At 65.7% G+C, this 18592-nt stretch carries 18 protein-coding genes and 2 tRNA genes; 16 read left to right on the top strand and 4 right to left on the bottom strand.

Going from position 1 to position 18592, the window contains the following annotated elements:
• Positions 1-2: 2 nt before the first annotated feature.
• Positions 3-140 (bottom strand): 50S ribosomal protein L34, encoded by a 138-nt coding sequence (gene rpmH, locus BIU99_RS15100; protein WP_056010217.1) that lies wholly within the window; start codon positions 138-140, stop codon positions 3-5.
• Positions 141-467: 327 nt separating this feature from the next.
• Between rpmH and dnaA the strand changes: the two genes are divergently transcribed.
• From dnaA to BIU99_RS15045, 11 genes are all read left to right on the top strand, one after another.
• Positions 468-1889 carry a chromosomal replication initiator protein DnaA gene (gene dnaA / locus BIU99_RS15095; protein ID WP_064294038.1) on the top strand — a complete coding sequence of 474 codons (1422 nt, stop codon included), beginning with the start codon at positions 468-470 and terminating at the stop codon, positions 1887-1889.
• A 468-nt stretch (positions 1890-2357) separates the two neighbouring features.
• Positions 2358-3509 (top strand): DNA polymerase III subunit beta, encoded by a 1152-nt coding sequence (gene dnaN, locus BIU99_RS15090; RefSeq protein WP_064294037.1) that lies wholly within the window; start codon positions 2358-2360, stop codon positions 3507-3509.
• Between the two features lie 17 nt (positions 3510-3526).
• Complete coding sequence (gene gnd / locus BIU99_RS15085; RefSeq protein ID WP_064294036.1) at positions 3527-4417, top strand: phosphogluconate dehydrogenase (NAD(+)-dependent, decarboxylating); 891 nt, start codon at positions 3527-3529, stop codon at positions 4415-4417.
• Positions 4418-4577: 160 nt separating this feature from the next.
• Positions 4578-5807, top strand: a complete 1230-nt coding sequence (gene recF / locus BIU99_RS15080) for a DNA replication/repair protein RecF (protein ID WP_064294135.1) — start codon at positions 4578-4580, stop codon at positions 5805-5807.
• Complete coding sequence (locus tag BIU99_RS15075) at positions 5800-6324, top strand: DUF721 domain-containing protein (RefSeq protein WP_064294035.1); 525 nt, start codon at positions 5800-5802, stop codon at positions 6322-6324. The genes recF and BIU99_RS15075 overlap by 8 nt, the downstream gene beginning before the upstream one ends.
• Positions 6325-6447: 123 nt before the next feature.
• Positions 6448-8457: a DNA topoisomerase (ATP-hydrolyzing) subunit B gene (gene gyrB / locus BIU99_RS15070; protein ID WP_064294034.1), complete on the top strand. Its 2010-nt coding sequence runs from the start codon at positions 6448-6450 to the stop codon at positions 8455-8457.
• Between the two features lie 107 nt (positions 8458-8564).
• Entirely contained in the window at positions 8565-11189 is a 2625-nt protein-coding gene (gyrA, locus tag BIU99_RS15065) for a DNA gyrase subunit A (RefSeq protein WP_071261999.1), read from the top strand.
• A complete protein-coding gene (locus BIU99_RS15060) occupies positions 11179-11586 on the top strand; it encodes a DUF3566 domain-containing protein (protein ID WP_056010202.1) in 408 nt (135 codons plus the stop codon). The genes gyrA and BIU99_RS15060 overlap by 11 nt, the downstream gene beginning before the upstream one ends.
• Before the next feature lie 87 nt (positions 11587-11673).
• Positions 11674-11747: transfer RNA gene (locus BIU99_RS15055), tRNA-Ile, on the top strand.
• A 55-nt stretch (positions 11748-11802) separates the two neighbouring features.
• Positions 11803-11875 (top strand) — tRNA-Ala (locus BIU99_RS15050).
• 74 nt (positions 11876-11949) lie between these two features.
• The gene (locus tag BIU99_RS15045) at positions 11950-12372 is read left to right on the top strand and encodes an NUDIX hydrolase (RefSeq protein ID WP_071261998.1); all 423 of its coding nucleotides are present in this window, start codon (positions 11950-11952) and stop codon (positions 12370-12372) included.
• Between the two features lie 70 nt (positions 12373-12442).
• Here BIU99_RS15045 and BIU99_RS15040 read toward each other — a convergent pair whose 3' ends face one another.
• Positions 12443-12967, bottom strand: a complete 525-nt coding sequence (locus tag BIU99_RS15040; RefSeq protein ID WP_064294029.1) for a hypothetical protein — start codon at positions 12965-12967, stop codon at positions 12443-12445.
• A gap of 104 nt (positions 12968-13071) precedes the next feature.
• On the opposite strand from BIU99_RS15040, the gene BIU99_RS15035 reads away from it, so the two are divergent.
• Together BIU99_RS15035 and BIU99_RS15030 are read left to right on the top strand one after the other, a co-directional pair.
• The gene (locus BIU99_RS15035) at positions 13072-13629 is read left to right on the top strand and encodes a peptidylprolyl isomerase (RefSeq protein WP_064294028.1); all 558 of its coding nucleotides are present in this window, start codon (positions 13072-13074) and stop codon (positions 13627-13629) included.
• 165 nt (positions 13630-13794) lie between these two features.
• On the top strand, positions 13795-14487 hold the full coding sequence (locus BIU99_RS15030) for a rhomboid family intramembrane serine protease (protein ID WP_254773628.1): 693 nt from the start codon (positions 13795-13797) through the stop codon (positions 14485-14487).
• A gap of 361 nt (positions 14488-14848) precedes the next feature.
• Here the strand turns inward: BIU99_RS15030 and BIU99_RS15025 are convergent, their stop codons facing one another.
• On the bottom strand, positions 14849-15094 hold the full coding sequence (locus tag BIU99_RS15025) for a cell division protein CrgA (protein WP_064294026.1): 246 nt from the start codon (positions 15092-15094) through the stop codon (positions 14849-14851).
• Positions 15095-15171: 77 nt separating this feature from the next.
• On the opposite strand from BIU99_RS15025, the gene BIU99_RS15020 reads away from it, so the two are divergent.
• The 3 genes from BIU99_RS15020 to BIU99_RS15015 are packed head-to-tail and all read left to right on the top strand — an operon-like array spanning position 15172 to position 16774.
• Entirely contained in the window at positions 15172-15978 is an 807-nt protein-coding gene (locus BIU99_RS15020) for a class E sortase (RefSeq protein ID WP_139205471.1), read from the top strand.
• A gap of 2 nt (positions 15979-15980) precedes the next feature.
• Positions 15981-16142, top strand: a complete 162-nt coding sequence (locus BIU99_RS20040) for a hypothetical protein (protein ID WP_162852296.1) — start codon at positions 15981-15983, stop codon at positions 16140-16142.
• Positions 16139-16774: an aminodeoxychorismate/anthranilate synthase component II gene (locus BIU99_RS15015; RefSeq protein WP_071261995.1), complete on the top strand. Its 636-nt coding sequence runs from the start codon at positions 16139-16141 to the stop codon at positions 16772-16774. Before BIU99_RS20040 ends, BIU99_RS15015 begins: the two co-directional genes overlap by 4 nt.
• Before the next feature lie 48 nt (positions 16775-16822).
• Here BIU99_RS15015 and pknB read toward each other — a convergent pair whose 3' ends face one another.
• Positions 16823-18514: a Stk1 family PASTA domain-containing Ser/Thr kinase gene (gene pknB / locus BIU99_RS15010; protein WP_064294024.1), complete on the bottom strand. Its 1692-nt coding sequence runs from the start codon at positions 18512-18514 to the stop codon at positions 16823-16825.
• Between the last annotated feature and the right edge of the window lie 78 nt (positions 18515-18592).

Here is an 18592-nt window from a genome sequence, read left to right as displayed (position 1 = left end):
CTCTACGCGGAGAGTTCGGTGCGGCCCTTGGCGCGACGAGCCGACAGGATGCCGCGGCCGGCACGCGTGCGCATGCGCAGACGGAAGCCGTGCTTCTTGGCGCGACGACGGTTGTTCGGCTGGAAGGTTCTCTTGCTCATAATTACGATCTCCGGATCATGACCCACCACTGCACAGGTGGCAGCAGGGTACGGAAGGGTGCCCGTGGGCAGAAGTCAACTGATTAAACCTACGGTCTACTCGCGCGAAGGTCAAACCAGCGGCGCCCAAACGAATGATTATCCACAGGATTCTCAGAAATTGTAGCAGTGACACGCAGGGCGGCCGTACAGTGATTTGGGACTGGGGCGACGTCTTGTTAGCGTAAGCCCTCGGGTTATGCACAGCGTGTGGATAGCACCGCGCTCAGCCCCGAATACTCAGGGGAGAGCCTGTGGATGAACCTGTGAGTATGTGTGGGGAGAACTATGTCGGACGCCGACGATGCGATCGCTGAGACCTGGCAATCGGTGCTCGAGATCCTCTCCGTCGACGACCGCATCACCCCGCCGCTCCGCGGGTTCCTCAACCTCATCGTCCCCAAGGGCATCATGGGCGGCACCTTCTACCTGGAGGTGCCCAACGAGTTCACGATGGGCATGCTCAACCAGCGCATGCGGGCACCGATCCTCGCTGCACTCGCTTCCATCGTCGACGGCGGTCCCGTCGGCAATTACGCGATCGTCGTCAACCCCGACATCGTCGAGGAACGGTACGAGCAGACCGGCTTCCAGCACATCGACCCGGCACCGCTCGAGTCACCGCAGCCGCAGCTGACCCCGACGCCCACGCTTCCGGCTCGCGAGAACGACACCCGACTCAACCCGAAGTACAGCTTCGACAACTTCGTCATCGGTCAGTCCAACCGGTTCGCGCACGCGGCCGCGGTCGCCGTGGCCGAAGCGCCGGCCAAGGCCTACAACCCGCTGTTCGTGTACGGCGACTCCGGGCTCGGCAAGACCCACCTCCTCCACGCCATCGGCCACTACGCGATGAACCTCTACGCGGGGATCCGCGTCCGGTACGTGTCCAGCGAGGAGTTCACGAACGACTTCATCAACTCGATCGCCAACAACCGCGGCTCGTTCTTCCAGTCGCGGTACCGCGACATCGACATCCTGCTGATCGACGACATCCAGTTCCTCCAGGGCAAGGCGGAGACGCAGGAGGCCTTCTTCCACACCTTCAACACCCTGCACGATCACAACAAGCAGGTGGTCATCACCAGCGACCTGCCGCCGAAGGCCCTCACCGGCTTCGAAGAGCGGATGCGTTCCCGCTTCGAGTGGGGACTCATCACCGACGTCCAGGCTCCCGACCTCGAGACGCGCATCGCGATCCTGCGCAAGAAGGCGCAGAACGAGAAGCTGCACATCCCGGACGAGGTCCTGGAGTTCATCGCCACCAAGGTGTCGAGCAACATCCGTGAGCTGGAGGGCACGCTCATCCGGGTCGTCGCGTTCGCGAGCCTGAACCGGACCGCTGTCGACATGACCTTGGCCCAGACGGTGCTGAAGGACGTCATCAGCCTCGACGACGACAACGTCATCTCGCCGATCGACATCATCAACACGACGGCCGACTACTTCAAGCTCTCTGTCGACGACCTGTACGGCTCGAGCCGGTCGCAGGCCGTGGCGACGGCGCGTCAGATCGCGATGTACCTCTGTCGCGAGCTCACGAACCTCTCACTCCCGAAGATCGGTCAGCTGTTCGGCAACCGGGACCACACGACGGTCATGTACGCCAACCGGAAGATCACCGACCTCATGCAGGAGAAGCGCTCGATCTACAACCAGGTGACCGAGCTCACGAGCCGCATCAAGCAGAACCTCCGCTACGGCGCCTGACGCGTCCCGGTGAACGTTTCCGGCCCCTCGACGCACTCGGTGCGCTCGAGGGGCCGATTTCGTTCATCAGGCGACGACGAGCGCTCATTCGACGACATGATGCGCGACCGATCTCTCCACATTCCGCCGTCGCAGCCCTGTGGATAACCTGTGGAGAGATGTGGAAGCTCCGTGCGGGCTTGTGAGTGAACACCGTTCACCGACCTTCGCGTCCCACACCCTCGTGTCGCTCTCTCCACAGGCCACCACCAAGTTACACACATGTAGTTCCCTGTGTTCGAGCGGGTTCGGTGGACTTATCCACAGTTTCCACACCGGTTAAGACTGTTAACCGTTAATTCAATGATCTCTCCGCCAAACAACCTTTCCCCAGGCTCGCTTCTCCACAGCACCTCGTCCCACTCGACCCCGGAAGCAGACCCACTAGCATTGGTGACGTCATCGAGAGCCAGAGACAGGGGACTTGTCGTGCGATTCAGCGTCAACCGGGATGTATTCAGCGAAGCCGTCTCGTTCGCAGTGAAGCTGCTCCCGCAGCGCCCGACGCTGCCGATCCTGAACGGCATCCTCATCGAAGCCGGTGACGACGGTCTCATCCTGTCCTCCTTCGACTACGAGGTCTCCAGCCAGACCGGCATCGCGGCCGAGGTCGAGGAGGCCGGCACGGCACTCGTCAACGGCCGGCTGCTCTCGGAGATCGCCAGCCGCCTTCCGAACGCGCCCGTCCGGTTCAGCAAGGTCGAGAACCGCATCGAGGTCACCTGTGGTTCTGCCCGGTTCACGCTCGGATCGATGCCCGTCGAGGAGTACCCGACGATCCCGCAGGTCGACGCCGACTTCGGCCTCGTGCCCGCCGATGAGTTCGCCACCGCAGTGAGCCAGGTCGCTGTCGCCGCGAGCCGCGACGACGTGACCCCGGTCATCACCGGCGTGCAGCTCGAGGTCTCCAAGACGAGCCTCAGCCTCGTCGCGACCGACCGCTACCGCGTCGCGGTCCGCGAGATCGACTGGGACTCGGGCCAGGGCGACGGTTCCAGCGAGACGATCACGGCCCTCGTGCCGGCCCGCACCCTCCAGGAGGTCGGCAAGACCTTCGGCCACAGCGGCAACATCAACGTCGCGATCACGAATCGCGACGACCGCGAGCTCATCGCGTTCCGGGCCGACCGCAAGACGGTCACCTCGCTGCTGATCAAGGGCAACTTCCCGCCGGTCAAGCGGCTCTTCCCCGAGACGACCGACAACTACGCGATCATCAACACCGCGGAACTCATCGAGGCGACCAGGCGTATGTCGCTCGTCCTCGAGCGCGAAGCGGCCCTCCGCTTCACCTTCACCATCGACGGCCTCACGCTCGAGGCCGTCGGATCCGAGCAGGCGCAGGCATCCGAGGGCATCGACGCCCTCCTCACCGGCGACGACATCGTGCTCTCCCTCAAGCCGCAGTTCCTGATCGACGGTCTGACCGCGGTCCGGAGCGAGTACGTGCGGTTCTCGTTCACGAAGACGGAGAACACGAACAAGCCGGGACCCATGCTCATCACGAGCCAATCCTCCAAGGATCAGCCGGGTGCCGACAGTTACAAGTACCTGCTGCAGCCGAACCTGCTGCTGCGCTGACACGCAAAGGATCCTCCATGCACATCGGTCTCGTCGGTCTCGGCAAGATGGGCAACAACATGCGCACGCGTCTGCGTGCGAACGGCATCGAGGTCACCGGTTTCGACCGGAACCCCGATGTCACCGACGTCGCGACGATCAGCGACCTCGTCGCTGCGCTCCCGGCACCTCGCACGGTCTGGGTCATGGTCCCCGCCGGGGCCATCACCGACTCGGTCGTCGAGGAGCTGAACGGCTTGCTCGAGGCCGGCGACCTGATCATCGACGGCGGCAACAGCCGCTTCACGGACGACTTCAAGCACGCTGAACTGCTGTCGGCGAAGGGCATCGACTACATCGATGCCGGCGTCTCCGGCGGTGTCTGGGGTGTCGACAACGGCTACGGCCTCATGGTCGGCGGTTCCAAGGAGCAGGTGGAGCGGGTCATGCCCGTCTTCGACGCCCTGCGCCCCGAGGGCCCTCGCGATGAGGGCTTCGTCCACGTCGGAGAGGTCGGCGCCGGCCACTACGCGAAGATGGTGCACAACGGCATCGAGTACGCGCTCATGCAGGCGTACGCCGAGGGCTTCGAGCTCCTCGACAAGCGCGAGGACATCATCAAGGACGTCCCCGGCACGTTCAAGGCCTGGCAGCGCGGCACCGTCGTGCGGTCCTGGCTGCTCGAGCTCCTCGTCCGCGCCCTCGAGGAGGACCCGGACTTCGAGCAGATCGAGGGCTACGTCGAGGATTCGGGTGAAGGCCGCTGGACGATCGAGGAGGCCATCGCGAACGCGGTGCCCGTCCCGACCATCTCGGCATCGATCTTCGCCCGCTTCGTGTCGCGCCAGGAGGACTCGCCGGCCATGAAGGCGGTCGCCGCACTCCGCAACCAGTTCGGCGGACACGCGGTCAAGAAGGCCGACGACTGACGACACGACGTCTCCTGACGAACGAAATCGACCCTCCCGGAGCATTCCGCTTCGCTGGAGGGTCGATTTCGTTCACCCTGCGTCGTCGTGACGGGCGCGCTCGGACGTCCGACGGCGCCCCGACCCGCTCGGCGTCAGGGCGACGCGGTAGGGTGACGTGGTGATCGTGCGGCACTTGAATCTCACCGACTACCGCAACTACGCGGTGGTCGACGTGGCGCTCGAACCCGGACCCAACCTGTTCGTGGGTCGCAACGGCCAGGGCAAGACCAACCTCGTCGAGGCGATCGGATACCTCAGCAGCCTCGGGTCCCATCGGGTCTCCTCCGAACAGGCACTCATCCGACACGGTGCAGACGCGGCGATCATCAGGGCGCGCATCGTGCACGACGGTCGTGAGCTGCTCGCCGAGGTGCAGCTCAACCGGGGTTCGGCCAACCGCGCCCAGGTGAACCGGTCCCAGATCAAGCCGCGCGAACTGCCGCGGTACGTGTCCACCGTGCTGTTCGCCCCGGAGGACCTCCTGATCGTCCGAGGCGACCCGTCGGCGCGCCGGCGGTTCATCGACCAGCTCCTCGTGCAGCGGATCCCTCGCCTGGCCGGCGTGATGGCCGACTACGACCGCTCCCTGAAGCAGCGGAACTCCCTCCTCAAGTCGGCGAGGGCGCGTGGGCTGAAATCCGGTCCCCTGGCGACGCTCGACCTCTGGGACGACCGACTCGTGCAGTACGGCACGGAGATCATCGCCGAACGTCTGCAGCTCCTGGCCATGCTCGGTGGGCCACTGCGTGCCGCGTACGAGGCCGTGGCCGGCGACGATCACCGACCGGTCCTCCTGCCCGTGCTCAGTATCGCCGGCACCGACGCCGAGGACGAGTCGGCAGCGGCTGATCCGACGGAGGGTGTCGAACCTGGCGCACCCGTCGATCTTGCGCGCATCGCGGAACGGTTCCGTGCGGCGCTCGCGCAGCGTCGGTCGGCCGAACTCGAGCGCGGCCTGACGCTCGTCGGACCGCATCGCGACGACGTGTTCTTCGGTCTCAACGGGCTGCCGGTCAAGGGCTACGCGAGCCACGGTGAATCGTGGTCGTTCGCGCTCGCCGCAAAACTCGCCTCTGCCGAACTCCTCCGGGCCGACTCGTCCCTCGGCGATCCGGTGCTCATCCTCGACGACGTCTTCGCCGAGCTCGATGCACGTCGCCGGGAACGCCTCGCGGCCGCGGTCGCGGAGTACGACCAGGTCATCATCACCGCGGCCGTGTTCGACGACGTCCCCGAACGGTTCACCGCGCACGTCGTGCGCATCGAAGCCGGACGGATCGTGGACGGTCCGGACGAGGCGGCCGGCCCAGTGAACGAGCCGCTCACCACGGAGTCGACGCATGACTGAGCCGCGGCGACTCGGACGGGACGCCGACCCTGCGGGGGAACTGTCCGCCACGGTGTACCTCCGGTTCAAGGAGATCTTCGGCGGCGAACGGGTCTCCCGTGATCGCAAGCGCCGGGAACGCTCGGCCGAGGGGCCGCAGGACTCGGTGCCGTACGGAGTCGGACGCGACCCCAAGGGCCTCGGGACGGTCATCGATTCGCTGACCGCCGGACTCGGGTGGAACTCGCCACTCGCCCAACACGAGGTCCTCGGGAACTGGGCGGAGTTGTGCGGCGAGGACACCGCCAGGTACTCCGAACCGGTGTCGATCGCGGACGGCGTCCTGCTCGTCCAATGCCAGTCGACGGCCTGGGCGACACAGTTGCGACACATGCGCCACGAGATCCTCGTCCGCATCGCCGAACGCTATCCCGACGCCGGCGTCGACACGATCCGTTTCCAGGGCCCCGGAGCACCCTCCTGGAAAAGAGGCCCCAGGTCGATCCCAGGGCGTGGTCCACGCGATACTTACGGCTAGGGAGGCAAATACGGCCTCCGGGCATGGAAAAGTGCCTCAAACGGGCGTTTTCTCGCGGCTTCACGGGGTCTGTTTGGTAGGATGGAATGGTCGAATCTCGACGGTTTGGAGCCCTCTTTTCCTATGACATCAGAACCCAACACGCACGCCCAAGACTCTGATTACGGCGCAAGTGCCATCCAGGTTCTCGAAGGTCTCGAAGCCGTCCGGAAGCGGCCCGGTATGTACATCGGGTCCACCGGTCCACGTGGTCTGCATCACCTGGTCTACGAGATCGTCGACAACTCCGTGGACGAGGCCCTCGCCGGCTACTGCGACACGATCCTCGTGACCATCCTGGAGGACGGCGGCGTCCGCGTCATCGACAACGGTCGAGGCATCCCGGTCGACATCCACCCGGTGGAGAAGAAGTCGACCGTCGAGGTCGTCCTGACCATCCTGCACGCCGGCGGCAAGTTCGGCGGCGGCGGGTACGCGGTCTCCGGTGGGCTCCACGGCGTCGGTTCGTCCGTCGTCAACGCACTGTCCACACGCCTCTCCGTCGAGGTCCGTCGTCAGGGTTCGGTCTGGCGCCAGAGCTTCCAGCACGGTGTCCCCGACGCCCCGCTCCACGAGGACGAGCCGTCCTCCGAGACGGGCACCACGATCACCTTCTGGCCGAGCGCCGAGACGTTCGAGACGACGGAGTTCGACTACGAGACGCTCCGGACCCGCTTCCAGCAGATGGCCTTCCTCAACAAGGGCCTCCGCATCGAGCTCGCCGACGAGCGTCCGTTGCGCGACGCCATCGAGGCCGACGACGTCGACGACAACTCGGCGGCACACTCGCAGCGCAAGGACGTCTTCTTCTACGAGCGCGGTCTCGAGGACTACGTCGAGTACCTGAACAAGGCCAAGCGGGCCGAGCTCGTCCACGACGAGATCATCTCCTTCGAGTCGGAGAACACCGAGCGCAAGATCGCGCTCGAGGTCGCGATGCAGTGGACCACGGCGTACAACGAGAGCGTCCACACCTACGCGAACACGATCAACACGCACGAGGGCGGCACCCACGAAGAAGGGTTCCGTGCCGCGCTCACCACGCTCGTGAACCGTTACGCACGTGAGAAGGGCATCCTCAAGGAGAAGGACGACAACCTCTCCGGCGACGACGTCCGCGAGGGCCTCACGGCCGTCATCTCCGTCAAGCTCTCCGAGCCGCAGTTCGAGGGCCAGACGAAGACCAAGCTCGGCAACACCGAGGCGAAGGCGTTCGTGCAGAAGGTCGTCAGCGAGCAGCTCAACGACTGGTTCGACCGCAACCCCAACCAGGCCAAGGAGATCATCCGGAAGGCGCTGCAGGCCGCGACCGCTCGACTCGCCGCCCGCAAGGCGCGCGAGACGGCCCGCCGCAAGGGCCTCCTCGAGGGTGGCGGCATGCCCGGCAAGCTCAAGGACTGCCAGTCGAAGGACCCGTCACTGTCCGAGATCTTCATCGTCGAGGGTGACTCCGCAGGCGGCTCCGCCGTGCAGGGTCGCAACCCGGAGACCCAGGCGATCCTCCCGCTCCGTGGCAAGATCCTCAACGTCGAGAAGGCACGCCTCGACCGCGCCCTCGCGAACAACGAGGTCCAGGCCATGATCACGGCCTTCGGTGCCGGCATCGGTGAGGACTTCAACCCCGACAAGGTGCGGTACCACAAGATCGTGCTGATGGCCGACGCCGACGTCGACGGCCAGCACATCACGACGCTGCTGCTGACCCTCCTGTTCCGCTACATGCGCCCGCTCGTCGACCTCGGATACGTGTACCTCGCGCAGCCGCCGCTCTACCGCCTGAAGTGGTCGAACGCCGACCACCAGTACGTGTACAGCGACCGCGAACGCGACGCCCTCCTCACCGACGGTGTCGCCTCGGGCAAGCGCATCCCGAAGGAGAACGGGATCCAGCGCTACAAGGGTCTCGGCGAGATGAACTACAAGGAGCTGTGGGAGACCACGATGGACCCGCAGACGCGGACGCTCCTCCAGGTCACCCTCGACGACGCCGCGGCTGCCGATGAGATCTTCTCCACGCTCATGGGCGAAGACGTGGAGTCCCGCCGGACCTTCATCCAGAAGAACGCGAAAGACGTCCGCTTCCTCGACATCTGAGTGGCACGAACCACCCTCATCCACCGGTCACTGAGCTTGTCGAAGTGATCCACCTCGCACCAAACAGGCCCTTCGACAAGCTCAGGGACCAGGAGAAGTAAGAGAACATGGCAGACGAAACCAACGACGAGATCACGGTCCCGGACGAGGACCACGGCGTGCACGGACGGATCGACCAGGTCGACCTGCAGCTCGAGATGCAGCGCAGCTACCTCGACTACGCGATGAGTGTCATCGTCGGCCGTGCCCTGCCCGACGTCCGCGACGGCCTGAAGCCCGTCCACCGCCGCGTGATCTACGCGATGTACGACGGCGGCTACCGCCCCGACCGCTCGTTCTCCAAGTGCGCGCGCGTCGTCGGCGACGTCATGGGTCAGTTCCACCCGCACGGTGACACCGCCATCTACGACGCGCTCGTGCGCCTCGTCCAGCCGTGGAGCATGCGGTACCCTTTGGCGCTCGGCCAGGGCAACTTCGGCTCACCGGGCAACGACGGCGCGGCAGCCCCTCGATACACCGAGACGAAGATGGCCCCGCTCGCCATGGAGATGGTGCGCGACATCGACGAGGAGACCGTCGACTTCCAGCCCAACTACGACGGTGAGTCCCAGGAGCCGGTCGTCCTGCCGGCGCGCTTCCCGAACCTCCTCGTCAACGGGTCCGTCGGCATCGCGGTCGGCATGGCGACGAACATCCCGCCGCACAACCTCCGCGAGGTCGCCGACGGTGCCCTCTGGCACCTGGCGAACCCCGAGGCCAGCCGGGAAGAGCTCCTCGAGGCGCTCATGCAGCGCATCAAGGGGCCGGACTTCCCGACCGGCGCGCAGATCCTCGGTGTCAAGGGCATCCAGGACGCCTACCGCACGGGTCGCGGTTCCATCACGATGCGGGCCGTCGTGAACGTCGAGGAGATCCAGGGTCGGACCTGCCTCGTCGTCACCGAGCTCCCGTACCAGGTGAACCCCGACAACCTCGCGCTGAAGATCGCCGACCTCGTCAAGGAGGGTCGTCTCGGCGGCGTCGCCGACATCCGCGACGAGACCTCCGGTCGCACCGGCCAGCGGCTCGTCATCGTGCTGAAGCGCGATGCGGTCGCGAAGGTCGTCCTCAACAACCTCTACAAGCACACGCAGCTGCAGGACAACTTCGGCGCGAACATGCTCGCGATCGTCGACGGCATCCCGCGGACGCTGCCGCTCGACGGGTTCATCACCAACTGGGTGACGCACCAGGTCGAGGTCATCGTCCGCCGCACCGTGTTCCGACTCCGCAAGAAGGAGGAGCGCGCACACATCCTCCGCGGCTACCTGAAGGCGCTCGACGCCCTCGACGAGGTCATCGCGCTCATCCGTCGTTCGCCGTCCGCCGACGAGGCGCGCACGGGCCTCATGGACCTCCTCGAGATCGACGAGCTCCAGGCCAGCGCGATCCTCGACATGCAGCTGCGTCGTCTCGCCGCCCTCGAGCGTCAGAAGATCATCGACGAGGCAGCCGAGATCGAAGCGCAGATCGCCGACCTCAAGGACATCCTCGCGAAGCCGGTCCGCCAGCGCGAGATCGTCAGCGAGGAACTGACCGCGATCGTCGACAAGTACGGCGACGACCGCCGCACCGAGATCATGTTCGGTTTCGACGGCGACATGAACATGGAAGACCTGATCCCCGAAGAGGAGATGGTCATCACCGTCACCCGCGGCGGGTACATCAAGCGCACGCGGAGCGACAACTACCGTCAGCAGCACCGCGGTGGCAAGGGCGTCAAGGGTGCCCAGCTGCGCGCGGACGACGTGGTCGACCACTTCTTCGTGACGACGACGCACCACTGGCTCCTCTTCTTCACCACGAAGGGCCGCGTGTACCGCGCGAAGGCCTACGAGCTGCAGGAGGCCGGCCGCGACGCCAAGGGCCAGCACGTCGCCAACCTGCTCGCCATGCAGCCGGATGAGGAGATCGCCGAGATCCTCGACATCCGCGACTACGAGGCCGCGACGTACCTGGTCCTCGCGACACACGACGGCCTCGTCAAGAAGACGGCGCTCTCGGAGTACGACACCAACCGTTCGGGCGGCATCATCGCGATCAACCTGCGCGAGGGCGACGAGCTCACCTCCGCGTTGCTCGTGGAGAACGACAGCGACGTCCTGCTGGTGTCGCGCAAGGGCATGTCGATCCGCTTCACGGCGAGCGACGAGACCCTGCGGCCGATGGGACGCGCGACGAGCGGCGTCATCGGCATGCACTTCCGCGACGACGACAAGCTGCTCTCGGCGTCGGTGCTGCCGTCCGTCGAGGGTGAGGAACGCGAGGCGTTCGTCTTCGTCGTGACCGAGGGCGGCTACGCGAAGCGCACCAACATCGACCAGTATCGCGGCCAGAACCGCGGCGGTCTGGGCATCAAGGTGGCCAAGCTGAACGACGATCGAGGCACCCTCGCGGGCGCCCTGATCGTCGACGAGAGCGACGAGGTCCTTGTGGTTCTTGCCAGTGGCAAGGTGGTAAGGTCTGCCGTGGCCGAAGTTCCAGCGAAGGGGCGCGACACGATGGGCGTCGTCTTCGCGCGTTTCGCGGAGAGCGACCGAATCATCGCGCTGGCCAAGAACAGTGACCGAAACCTTGAGACCCAGGATGTTCCGGAGACGGTTGCAGACGCAGCCGCCACGGAGGGTGCAGAACCCGAGGCATCCGTGCCGGACGAGACTCCGGCGATGAAGGAAGAAGTAGATGAGCAGTAGCGTCGCAGAGAAGTTGGCCAAGAAGTCGACCAAACGCACCAGCACCAAGCAGGTGCGCCTGAAGCTGGTGTACATCGACTTCTGGTCGGCGGTGAAGCTGTCGTTCCTGGCGGCGATCGCGGTCGCCGTGGTCATCGTGGTGTTCTTCTTCCTCGTCTACACCGTGCTGAACACCACCGGTGTCTTCACGAAGGTCGGTGGCCTGTTCACCGACATCGCGGGCCCGGGGAACAACATCCTGCAGTACGTCAACCTGCCGCAGGTCATGGCCTTCGCGGGCATCGTGGCGCTGCTCAACCTCATCGTCATCACGCTGATGGGAGCCCTCCTCGCGGGGCTCTACAACCTCAGCGTGAAGATCACGGGTGGCCTGCTCGTCGGGTTCACCAACAACTGAAGCTCGGTCGGGTCGGCGCCGCGCCGTGCGGCGCCGCCCGATTATGAGTTGCGGCGGGAATCGGGTAGTCTCAACAAGGTTCAAAACGGGGCTATAGCTCAGGCGGTTAGAGCGCTTCGCTGATAACGAAGAGGTCCCAGGTTCAAGTCCTGGTAGCCCCACCCTGCATGACCAGTAACACACCGATTGGATCGGATCCCCGGATCTGTTCCATCCGGGGCCTTAGCTCAGTTGGTAGAGCGCCTGCTTTGCAAGCAGGATGTCGGGAGTTCGATTCTCCCAGGCTCCACAGTCCAGAAACGCCCTCGGCAGACGCCGGGGGCGTTCTCCGTTGTCGCGGGGCCCGGCGGTTAGGCTGGCGGCATGGATATCCGCGTCGCTGCATATGCCGTCATCGTCGACGAACGGGGCATGCTGCTCTCCCACTGGAACGAGAGCGGACACAGCGGATGGACGCTCCCCGGCGGCGGGATCGACCCCGGTGAGGACCCGGCCGACGCGGCCGTCCGCGAAGTGTTCGAGGAGACCGGCTACCACGCCGAGCTCGACGAGCTGATCGGCGTCGACTCGCAGGTCGTGCCGGCGGAGCGCCGGCTCAGCACGACGGCCACCGGACCGCTCCACACGCTGCGCATCGTCTACCGGGCGCACCTCACCGGCGGCACCCTGACCTACGAGGCCGACGGCAGCACCGACTACGCCGCGTGGTACCCGCTCGAGGAGGTCGGCTCACTCGACCGTGTCAGTCTGGTCGACGTCGGACGACGCTTCGCCGGCCTCATCTGAGCACAGCCGTCACAACACGAAGCCCCTCCCCGGTCGGAACCGGCGAGGGGCTGCGTCGTGCGATGCGGGATCAGGAAGCGGCAGGCTCCTCGTCGGAGACCCACAGCTCGTCGTCTGCGCGGAACGTCTGCCAGACGGCGTAGGCGACACCGGCAGCGGCGAGGACGCCGAGGCCGATCGCGATGACGGTACCGGCGCTCGCGCCCTTCTTGGCGGGCAGCACCTGCTCGGGGACGTGAAGGCGGCGGAGGGCTGCCTGCACGCGGGTGTCCTTGGCGATGTCGCCGATGCTCAGCACCGTGCCGACGACGCCACCGACTGCGGGGACGACGCCATCCGAGATGCCCTTCTTCACGCCGTCGACGGCGTTGCGGGAGACCTTGATCCCCCGGTCGACCGTCGGGACGACGCGGTGCTCATAGGTGTCGCGCACGACGGGCACCACCTGCTCCTTCGAGAAGTTCCCGAGCTGACGGCTCACCTCACGAGCGACTTCGTTGGCGTGGTTCAGGACATCCTGCTGGGAGTCCCAGAGGTCGGCAGCGGAACCCTTGAGCTTCTTGAGCTCTTTCCGGCGCTTGCGTGACAGGCTCATGTGGTCATCTCCAATGATCGCGGCAACAACGTAACCTCCATCTTGCCACTTAGACCCCTGGATACCATCCGAGAGTCCCGAACCCTTGTGCAAGAATTGGGAGTATGTCAAAGCACACCGCAGTCGCCACGTTGCACACCAACCACGGTGAGATCAAGGTCAACCTCTTCGGGGACCACGCTCCCAAGACGGTCAAGAACTTCACCGACCTGGCGACCGGCGGGCGCGAGTGGACGGACTCGAAGACGGGCCAGACGCGGAACGACGCGCTGTACAGCGACCTCATCTTCCACCGCATCATCCCCGCGTTCATGATCCAGGGCGGCGACCCGCTCGGAACCGGCACCGGTGGTCCGGGTTACAACTTCGACGACGAGATCCACCCGGAGCTCAACTTCGACGAGCCCTACATCCTCGCCATGGCGAACGCCGGCAAGCGCCGCAACGCCATCACGGGCGCCGTCGAGGGCACGAACGGCTCGCAGTTCTTCATCACCACTGTTCCCACTCAGTGGCTCCAGGGCAAGCACACCATCTTCGGTGAGGTCGCCGACGCCGAGTCCCGCGCGGTCGTCGATGCGATCCAGGCCGTCCCGACCGGTGCCGGCGACAAGCCGATCGAGCCCGTCGTCCTCGAGAGCGTCACCATCTCCGAGGCCTAGACCCCGCTCGGAGGACAGACCGTGACCCTGCCCCGGGATCCGTCGGCCAACTTCTGCTATCGCCACCCCGACCGACAGAGCTTCGTGCTCTGCCAGCGTTGCGGCCGGACGATCTGTGGAGAGTGCCAGACGCCCGGGGCAGTCGGTTTCATCTGTCCGGAGGACATGAAGGCGCAACGACAGAGCGCCCCTCGCAACCGCCTCGGCGCGAGGATCAGCAACTCCTCCCCCATCGTCACGTACGCGATCATCGCCGTGACGGCATTCGTGTTCCTGCTGCAGTGGATACCCGGGCTCGGCGTCACGAACGCGCTGCTCTATGCCGGCGTGTACTCCGATCCGTCGTACGGTGCCTTCCAGCCCTGGCGGATGCTGACCGCCGTGTTCGTGCACTCGCAGGGCTTCATCTTCCACATCCTGCTGAACATGTACACGCTCTGGATCTTCGGCCGGATCCTCGAGACCATGCTCGGTCACTGGCGGTTCCTCGCCCTCTACCTGGTCGCCGGGTTCGCCGGTTCGGTCGGTGTCCTGTTCCTCGCCGACCCGACGACGGCCGTGGTCGGCGCCTCGGGCGCGATCTTCGGTCTGCTCGGCGCGTTCCTCGTCATCCAACGACGCATGGGTGCCGACACCCGCGGGCTGCTGGTGCTCCTGGGCATCAACCTCGTCATCGGTTTCATCCCCGGCGTGAACATCGCCTGGCAGGCCCACCTGGGCGGGCTCGTCGGCGGAGCCCTCGTCGGCCTCATCCTCGTCAACACCCGTAAGCGCACCCAGCAGCCGCTCCAGGCGGTTCTGATCGGCGCCTTGAGCGTCGTCCTCGTGGGAGCCAGCCTGCTGCCCGCCCTGCTCTGAACGGGACCGCACTTCGACAGGCTCAGTGACCGGGTTCGGCTCAGTGACCGGGGTCGGCTCAGTGACCGGGTACCGCCGGGTGACCAGCGTCGACCAGTCGGCGCCCGGCGGCGAGCCACAACCGTGCAGCAGACGTTGAAGGTTGCGCGAGTTATCCACAGAGTTATGAACAGTGGGGATAATTACACCGGTGTGGTTCCCCGTGTTTCCGGGAGTCTCTGATGTTCTCCACACCGGTATGTGGATAACTCGGAAGTTCTCCACATTCCTGTGGAGAACTCGCGTCACTGGATCCCGAGTACAACGAAACAGCGGGCCGTCCGAGAGGACGACCCGCTGTGCACGCGTGAAGTGAGGGAGGCTAGCGCCACCTGGTGGTCATGAGGAAGCCGATGAAGGCGATGCCGAAGCCGACGAGGATGTTCCACGGGCCGAGCGACTGAATCGGGAGCAGCGTGCCGCTCAGGTAGTAGACGACGATCCAGGCGAGGCCGAGGAGCATGAAGCCGAACATGACCGGCTTGAACCAGACCGCGTTCGGTGCGGGCTCGCCGCTCGTCTGCTCGGGTTCGCGGGACGGTTTGCTTCGTGACTTCGTGCGTGCCATGCCGACATTCTACCTGTTCACCCCAATCGGTGCCTTGGGATCAGCCGATCCGGAGCTCTTCTCGGTAGAATCCATGCGTGACCGACGACCTACCCTCGCGAGCGAGCGCACGCGCCGCTGAGCGCAGAGCGCCGTCGAAGCACCGCATCAGCGTCTTCGGGGTCGCCGGCGAGTTGCTCATCACAGCTGGCATGGTCGTCCTGCTGTTCCTCGCCTGGCAGCTCTGGTGGAACGACATGATCATGGCCGGCAGCCAGGCGAACGCGGCATCGAGCCAGTCGCAGGAGTGGATCAAGAACGCCGAGACCGCTCCCGCACCCGAACCGACCGTCGACGCCAGCGGCACGCCGAACTACGGTGAACCGCCCGTGACCGCCCGCCCCGCGCCGGGCGACCCGTTCGCGGTGCTCTACGTGCCGCGATACGGCGCCGACTACCGCCGGGTGGTCGCCGAGGGTGTCGACACCGCGACCGTCCTCAACAGTTTCGACCTCGGCGTCGGTCACTACCCGAGCACCCAGATGCCCGGAGAGGTCGGCAACTTCGTGGTCGCCGGTCACCGCAAGGCCTACGGCGGCGCGATGACCCTGATCAGCGACCTGCAGATCGGCGACAAGGTCTACGTCCAGACGGCGGACGGCTACTACACCTACGTGTTCCGGAACATCACCTACGTGCTGCCCACGCAGGTGGACGTCCTCAACCCCGTCCCGCAGGTGGACGGCGTCGCACCGACACAGCGCATCCTCACCCTGACCACCTGCAACCCGCTCTATTCGACGGCGGAACGCAGTATCGCTTACGCGGTGTACGAGTCCTGGCAGCCGCTGTCCGCCGGGCCGCCCGCCGAGATCGCCGCGTCCGTCGCGGCCGCTGGAGGCTGACGATGTACGGCGCACTCTGGAGGGTCCTGCCCGGACCCGTCTGGCTGAGGATCATCATCCTCGTCGTCCTCTTCGTGGCGGTCGTGGCCGCGCTCTTCACCTGGGTGTTCCCCTACGTGGACTCGTTCATCGTCGATCAGAATGTGACCGTCGGCGACGAATGACCCGCGTCCTGGTCATCGACAACTACGACAGCTTCGTCTACACGCTGAACGGGTACGTCGAACAACTGGGTGCAGAGACCGTCGTCGTCCAGAACGACGGCGTAGCACTCGACGACCTTGAGCAGCGGATCCGTGGGTTCGACGGCGTACTCGTCTCACCCGGACCAGGTCGACCCTCTGACGCCGGGATCTCGCTGGCCACCGTGCACGCGGCGTACCGCACCGGTACACCACTCCTCGGGGTGTGCCTCGGCCACCAGGCGATCGCGGAGGCGTTCGGAGCGACCGTGCAGACCGCCGACGAGCTCATGCACGGGCAGAGTTCGATCGTGGAACACGACGGCAGTGTCCTCTACCGGGGCATCCCGCAGCTGTTCAACGCCACGAGGTACCACTCGCTCGCCGTCGTCGACGGCACCGTGCCCGAGGAGCTCGTCGTGACGAGCCGGACGACCGGCGGCGTGATCATGGGGCTCCGCCACCGTCACGCCCCCATCCACGGCGTGCAGTTCCATCCGGAGTCGGTGCTCTCCGAGGGCGGCTATCAGCTCCTGGCCAACTGGCTTGAGACGACCGGGCTCAGCGGCGCGCATGAGCGGGCACGGGGGCTCAGTCCGCTCGTGACCCCGTAGGCCCTTCGACAGGCTCAGGCACCAGCGCCGCCCGCGGACCGGTGCAGCCTACGGACCGGTGCAGTAGGTGAGTGTGATGACGGACTTCTGCGGGATGTCGCCTGGTGCGGGCGACATGGCCGTGACCGGGTCGCCGGCGACAGCCTTGCACGTCGCGTCGGCCTGCGGCTGCACGGTGAACTGCCTCGTCGCGTCCTGGAGGTAGTTCGTCGCGTCGAGGAGCGGCTGCCCGACGACGTCCGTCAGCGTGACGTTCCCGCTGGAGACGACGAGGTTCACCGTGGACCCCTGGTCGACGGAGGTACCCGCCTCGGGATCCATCCGCAACACGACACCTGCCGGCACAGTCGGTGAGTTCTCGCGAGTCACGGAGCCTTGTGTGAGGCCGGCAGCGGCGACCGCAGCCCACGCCGCCTCGGAGGACTGGTTGATGACGTCGGGAACCTCGACCTGAGCTCGACCGGTCGACACGTAGACCTTGATCTGTGTGTTCTTCGTGACCGTGGTTCCGCCTGGCGGATCCGTTCGGATGACGTGCCCGGCATCGTAGTCGCTGCTGGCTTCGTCGAACTTGGTCGGGACGAGTTCGAGCTGCTCGATCGTGCTGTTCGCGCTCTCCCACGTGGCATCGACGAGATCCGGTACTTCTCGGGAGTCCGTGGAGATACTCGTCGCGGGCGGGAGCTGGACCACCCAGAACACGAGGGAGAAGAGGATGACGGCGATTCCGGCGATAGCAGCCCAGATCCACACGACAGGCGGGCGGCGCTGGGTGCGCGTGACGGTGTCGTCCGAGGTGAGCTGACGGATCGCCTGCTCGGTACTGGAGGCCGCGGTCGGTGATGGGCCGAACAGTGAATCGTGGTCATCGCGTCGGACCGGCACATGGCCGGCCCCGGCTTCGTCGAGATCCTCACGGAACTCGACGGCGCTCTGATACCGCTCGAAGCGGTCCTTCGCGAGGGCTCGGAGGACGACCTGGTCGAGCGCCGGCGACACCTTCGGGTTGATCGAGCTCGGCTTCACCGGGCGCTCGCTCACGTGCTGGTACGCGACGGCGACGGCGGTGTCGCCGCGGAAGGGCGCCTTGCCCGTCAGCATCTCGAAGAGGACGACGCCGGTCGAGTAGAGGTCGGTCCGTGCGTCGACCGTCTCGCCCTTGGCCTGCTCGGGAGAGAAGTATGCGGCGGTGCCGAGGATGGCGGTCGTCTGGGCGACCGTCGTGGACGAATCCGAGACGGCGCGCGCGATACCGAAGTCGGTGACTTTGACGTCGCCGGCCGTGGTGATCATGACGTTTCCCGGCTTGATGTCGCGGTGCACGACGCCGGCTCGGTGGGAGTACTCCAGCGCGGTGAGGATGCTGTGCGCGATGCGCACCGCCTCGTCGGACTCGACGGGACCCTCGGCGATGAGGTCCTTGAGCATGCGCCCTTCGACGTACTCCATGACGATGAAGGGCTCGATGAGGTCGTGACCGGAGCCGTCCTTGACCCGCTCCTCGCCGGCGTCGTACACGCGGACGATCGTCGGGTGCGCCATCCGCGAGGCGGCCTGTGCCTCCTGACGGAAGCGGGAGCGGAACGCGGGGTCGGTGGCGAGTGTGGACTTGAGGACCTTGATGGCGACGGTGCGACCGAGCTTGGTGTCCACGCCACGGAAGACGTTGGACATGCCCCCGCGACCGATGAGGTCGCCGACGACGTATCGACCTGCGAGCAGGCGTTGATCGTCAGCCACGTACCACCCCTGAATTCGCTTGGAGGACAAACACTAACAGCTTACCCGGGCACCCTTCGTGTGCTCTCAGGGATGCCC

The organism is Plantibacter sp. MMLR14_011, from assembly GCF_001865025.1.
In the GTDB taxonomy this organism is placed as follows: Bacteria; Actinomycetota; Actinomycetes; order Actinomycetales; family Microbacteriaceae; genus Plantibacter; species Plantibacter flavus_A.
This window is presented reverse-complemented; position numbering and strand designations above follow the sequence as displayed.

Bases quoted from the DNA above. Each gene is read 5' to 3' on its own strand.
- rpmH (WP_056010217.1), bottom strand. From the start codon at position 140: ATGAGCAAGAGAACCTTCCAGCCGAACAACCGTCGTCGCGCCAAGAAG.
- dnaA (WP_064294038.1), top strand. From the start codon at position 468: ATGTCGGACGCCGACGATGCGATCGCTGAGACCTGGCAATCGGTGCTC.
- gnd (WP_064294036.1), top strand. From the start codon at position 3,527: ATGCACATCGGTCTCGTCGGTCTCGGCAAGATGGGCAACAACATGCGC.
- BIU99_RS15075 (WP_064294035.1), top strand. From the start codon at position 5,800: ATGACTGAGCCGCGGCGACTCGGACGGGACGCCGACCCTGCGGGGGAA.
- gyrB (WP_064294034.1), top strand. From the start codon at position 6,448: ATGACATCAGAACCCAACACGCACGCCCAAGACTCTGATTACGGCGCA.
- gyrA (WP_071261999.1), top strand. From the start codon at position 8,565: ATGGCAGACGAAACCAACGACGAGATCACGGTCCCGGACGAGGACCAC.
- BIU99_RS15060 (WP_056010202.1), top strand. From the start codon at position 11,179: ATGAGCAGTAGCGTCGCAGAGAAGTTGGCCAAGAAGTCGACCAAACGC.
- BIU99_RS15045 (WP_071261998.1), top strand. From the start codon at position 11,950: ATGGATATCCGCGTCGCTGCATATGCCGTCATCGTCGACGAACGGGGC.
- BIU99_RS15040 (WP_064294029.1), bottom strand. From the start codon at position 12,967: ATGAGCCTGTCACGCAAGCGCCGGAAAGAGCTCAAGAAGCTCAAGGGT.
- BIU99_RS15035 (WP_064294028.1), top strand. From the start codon at position 13,072: ATGTCAAAGCACACCGCAGTCGCCACGTTGCACACCAACCACGGTGAG.
- BIU99_RS15030 (WP_254773628.1), top strand. From the start codon at position 13,795: ATGAAGGCGCAACGACAGAGCGCCCCTCGCAACCGCCTCGGCGCGAGG.
- BIU99_RS15025 (WP_064294026.1), bottom strand. From the start codon at position 15,094: ATGGCACGCACGAAGTCACGAAGCAAACCGTCCCGCGAACCCGAGCAG.
- BIU99_RS20040 (WP_162852296.1), top strand. From the start codon at position 15,981: ATGTACGGCGCACTCTGGAGGGTCCTGCCCGGACCCGTCTGGCTGAGG.
- BIU99_RS15015 (WP_071261995.1), top strand. From the start codon at position 16,139: ATGACCCGCGTCCTGGTCATCGACAACTACGACAGCTTCGTCTACACG.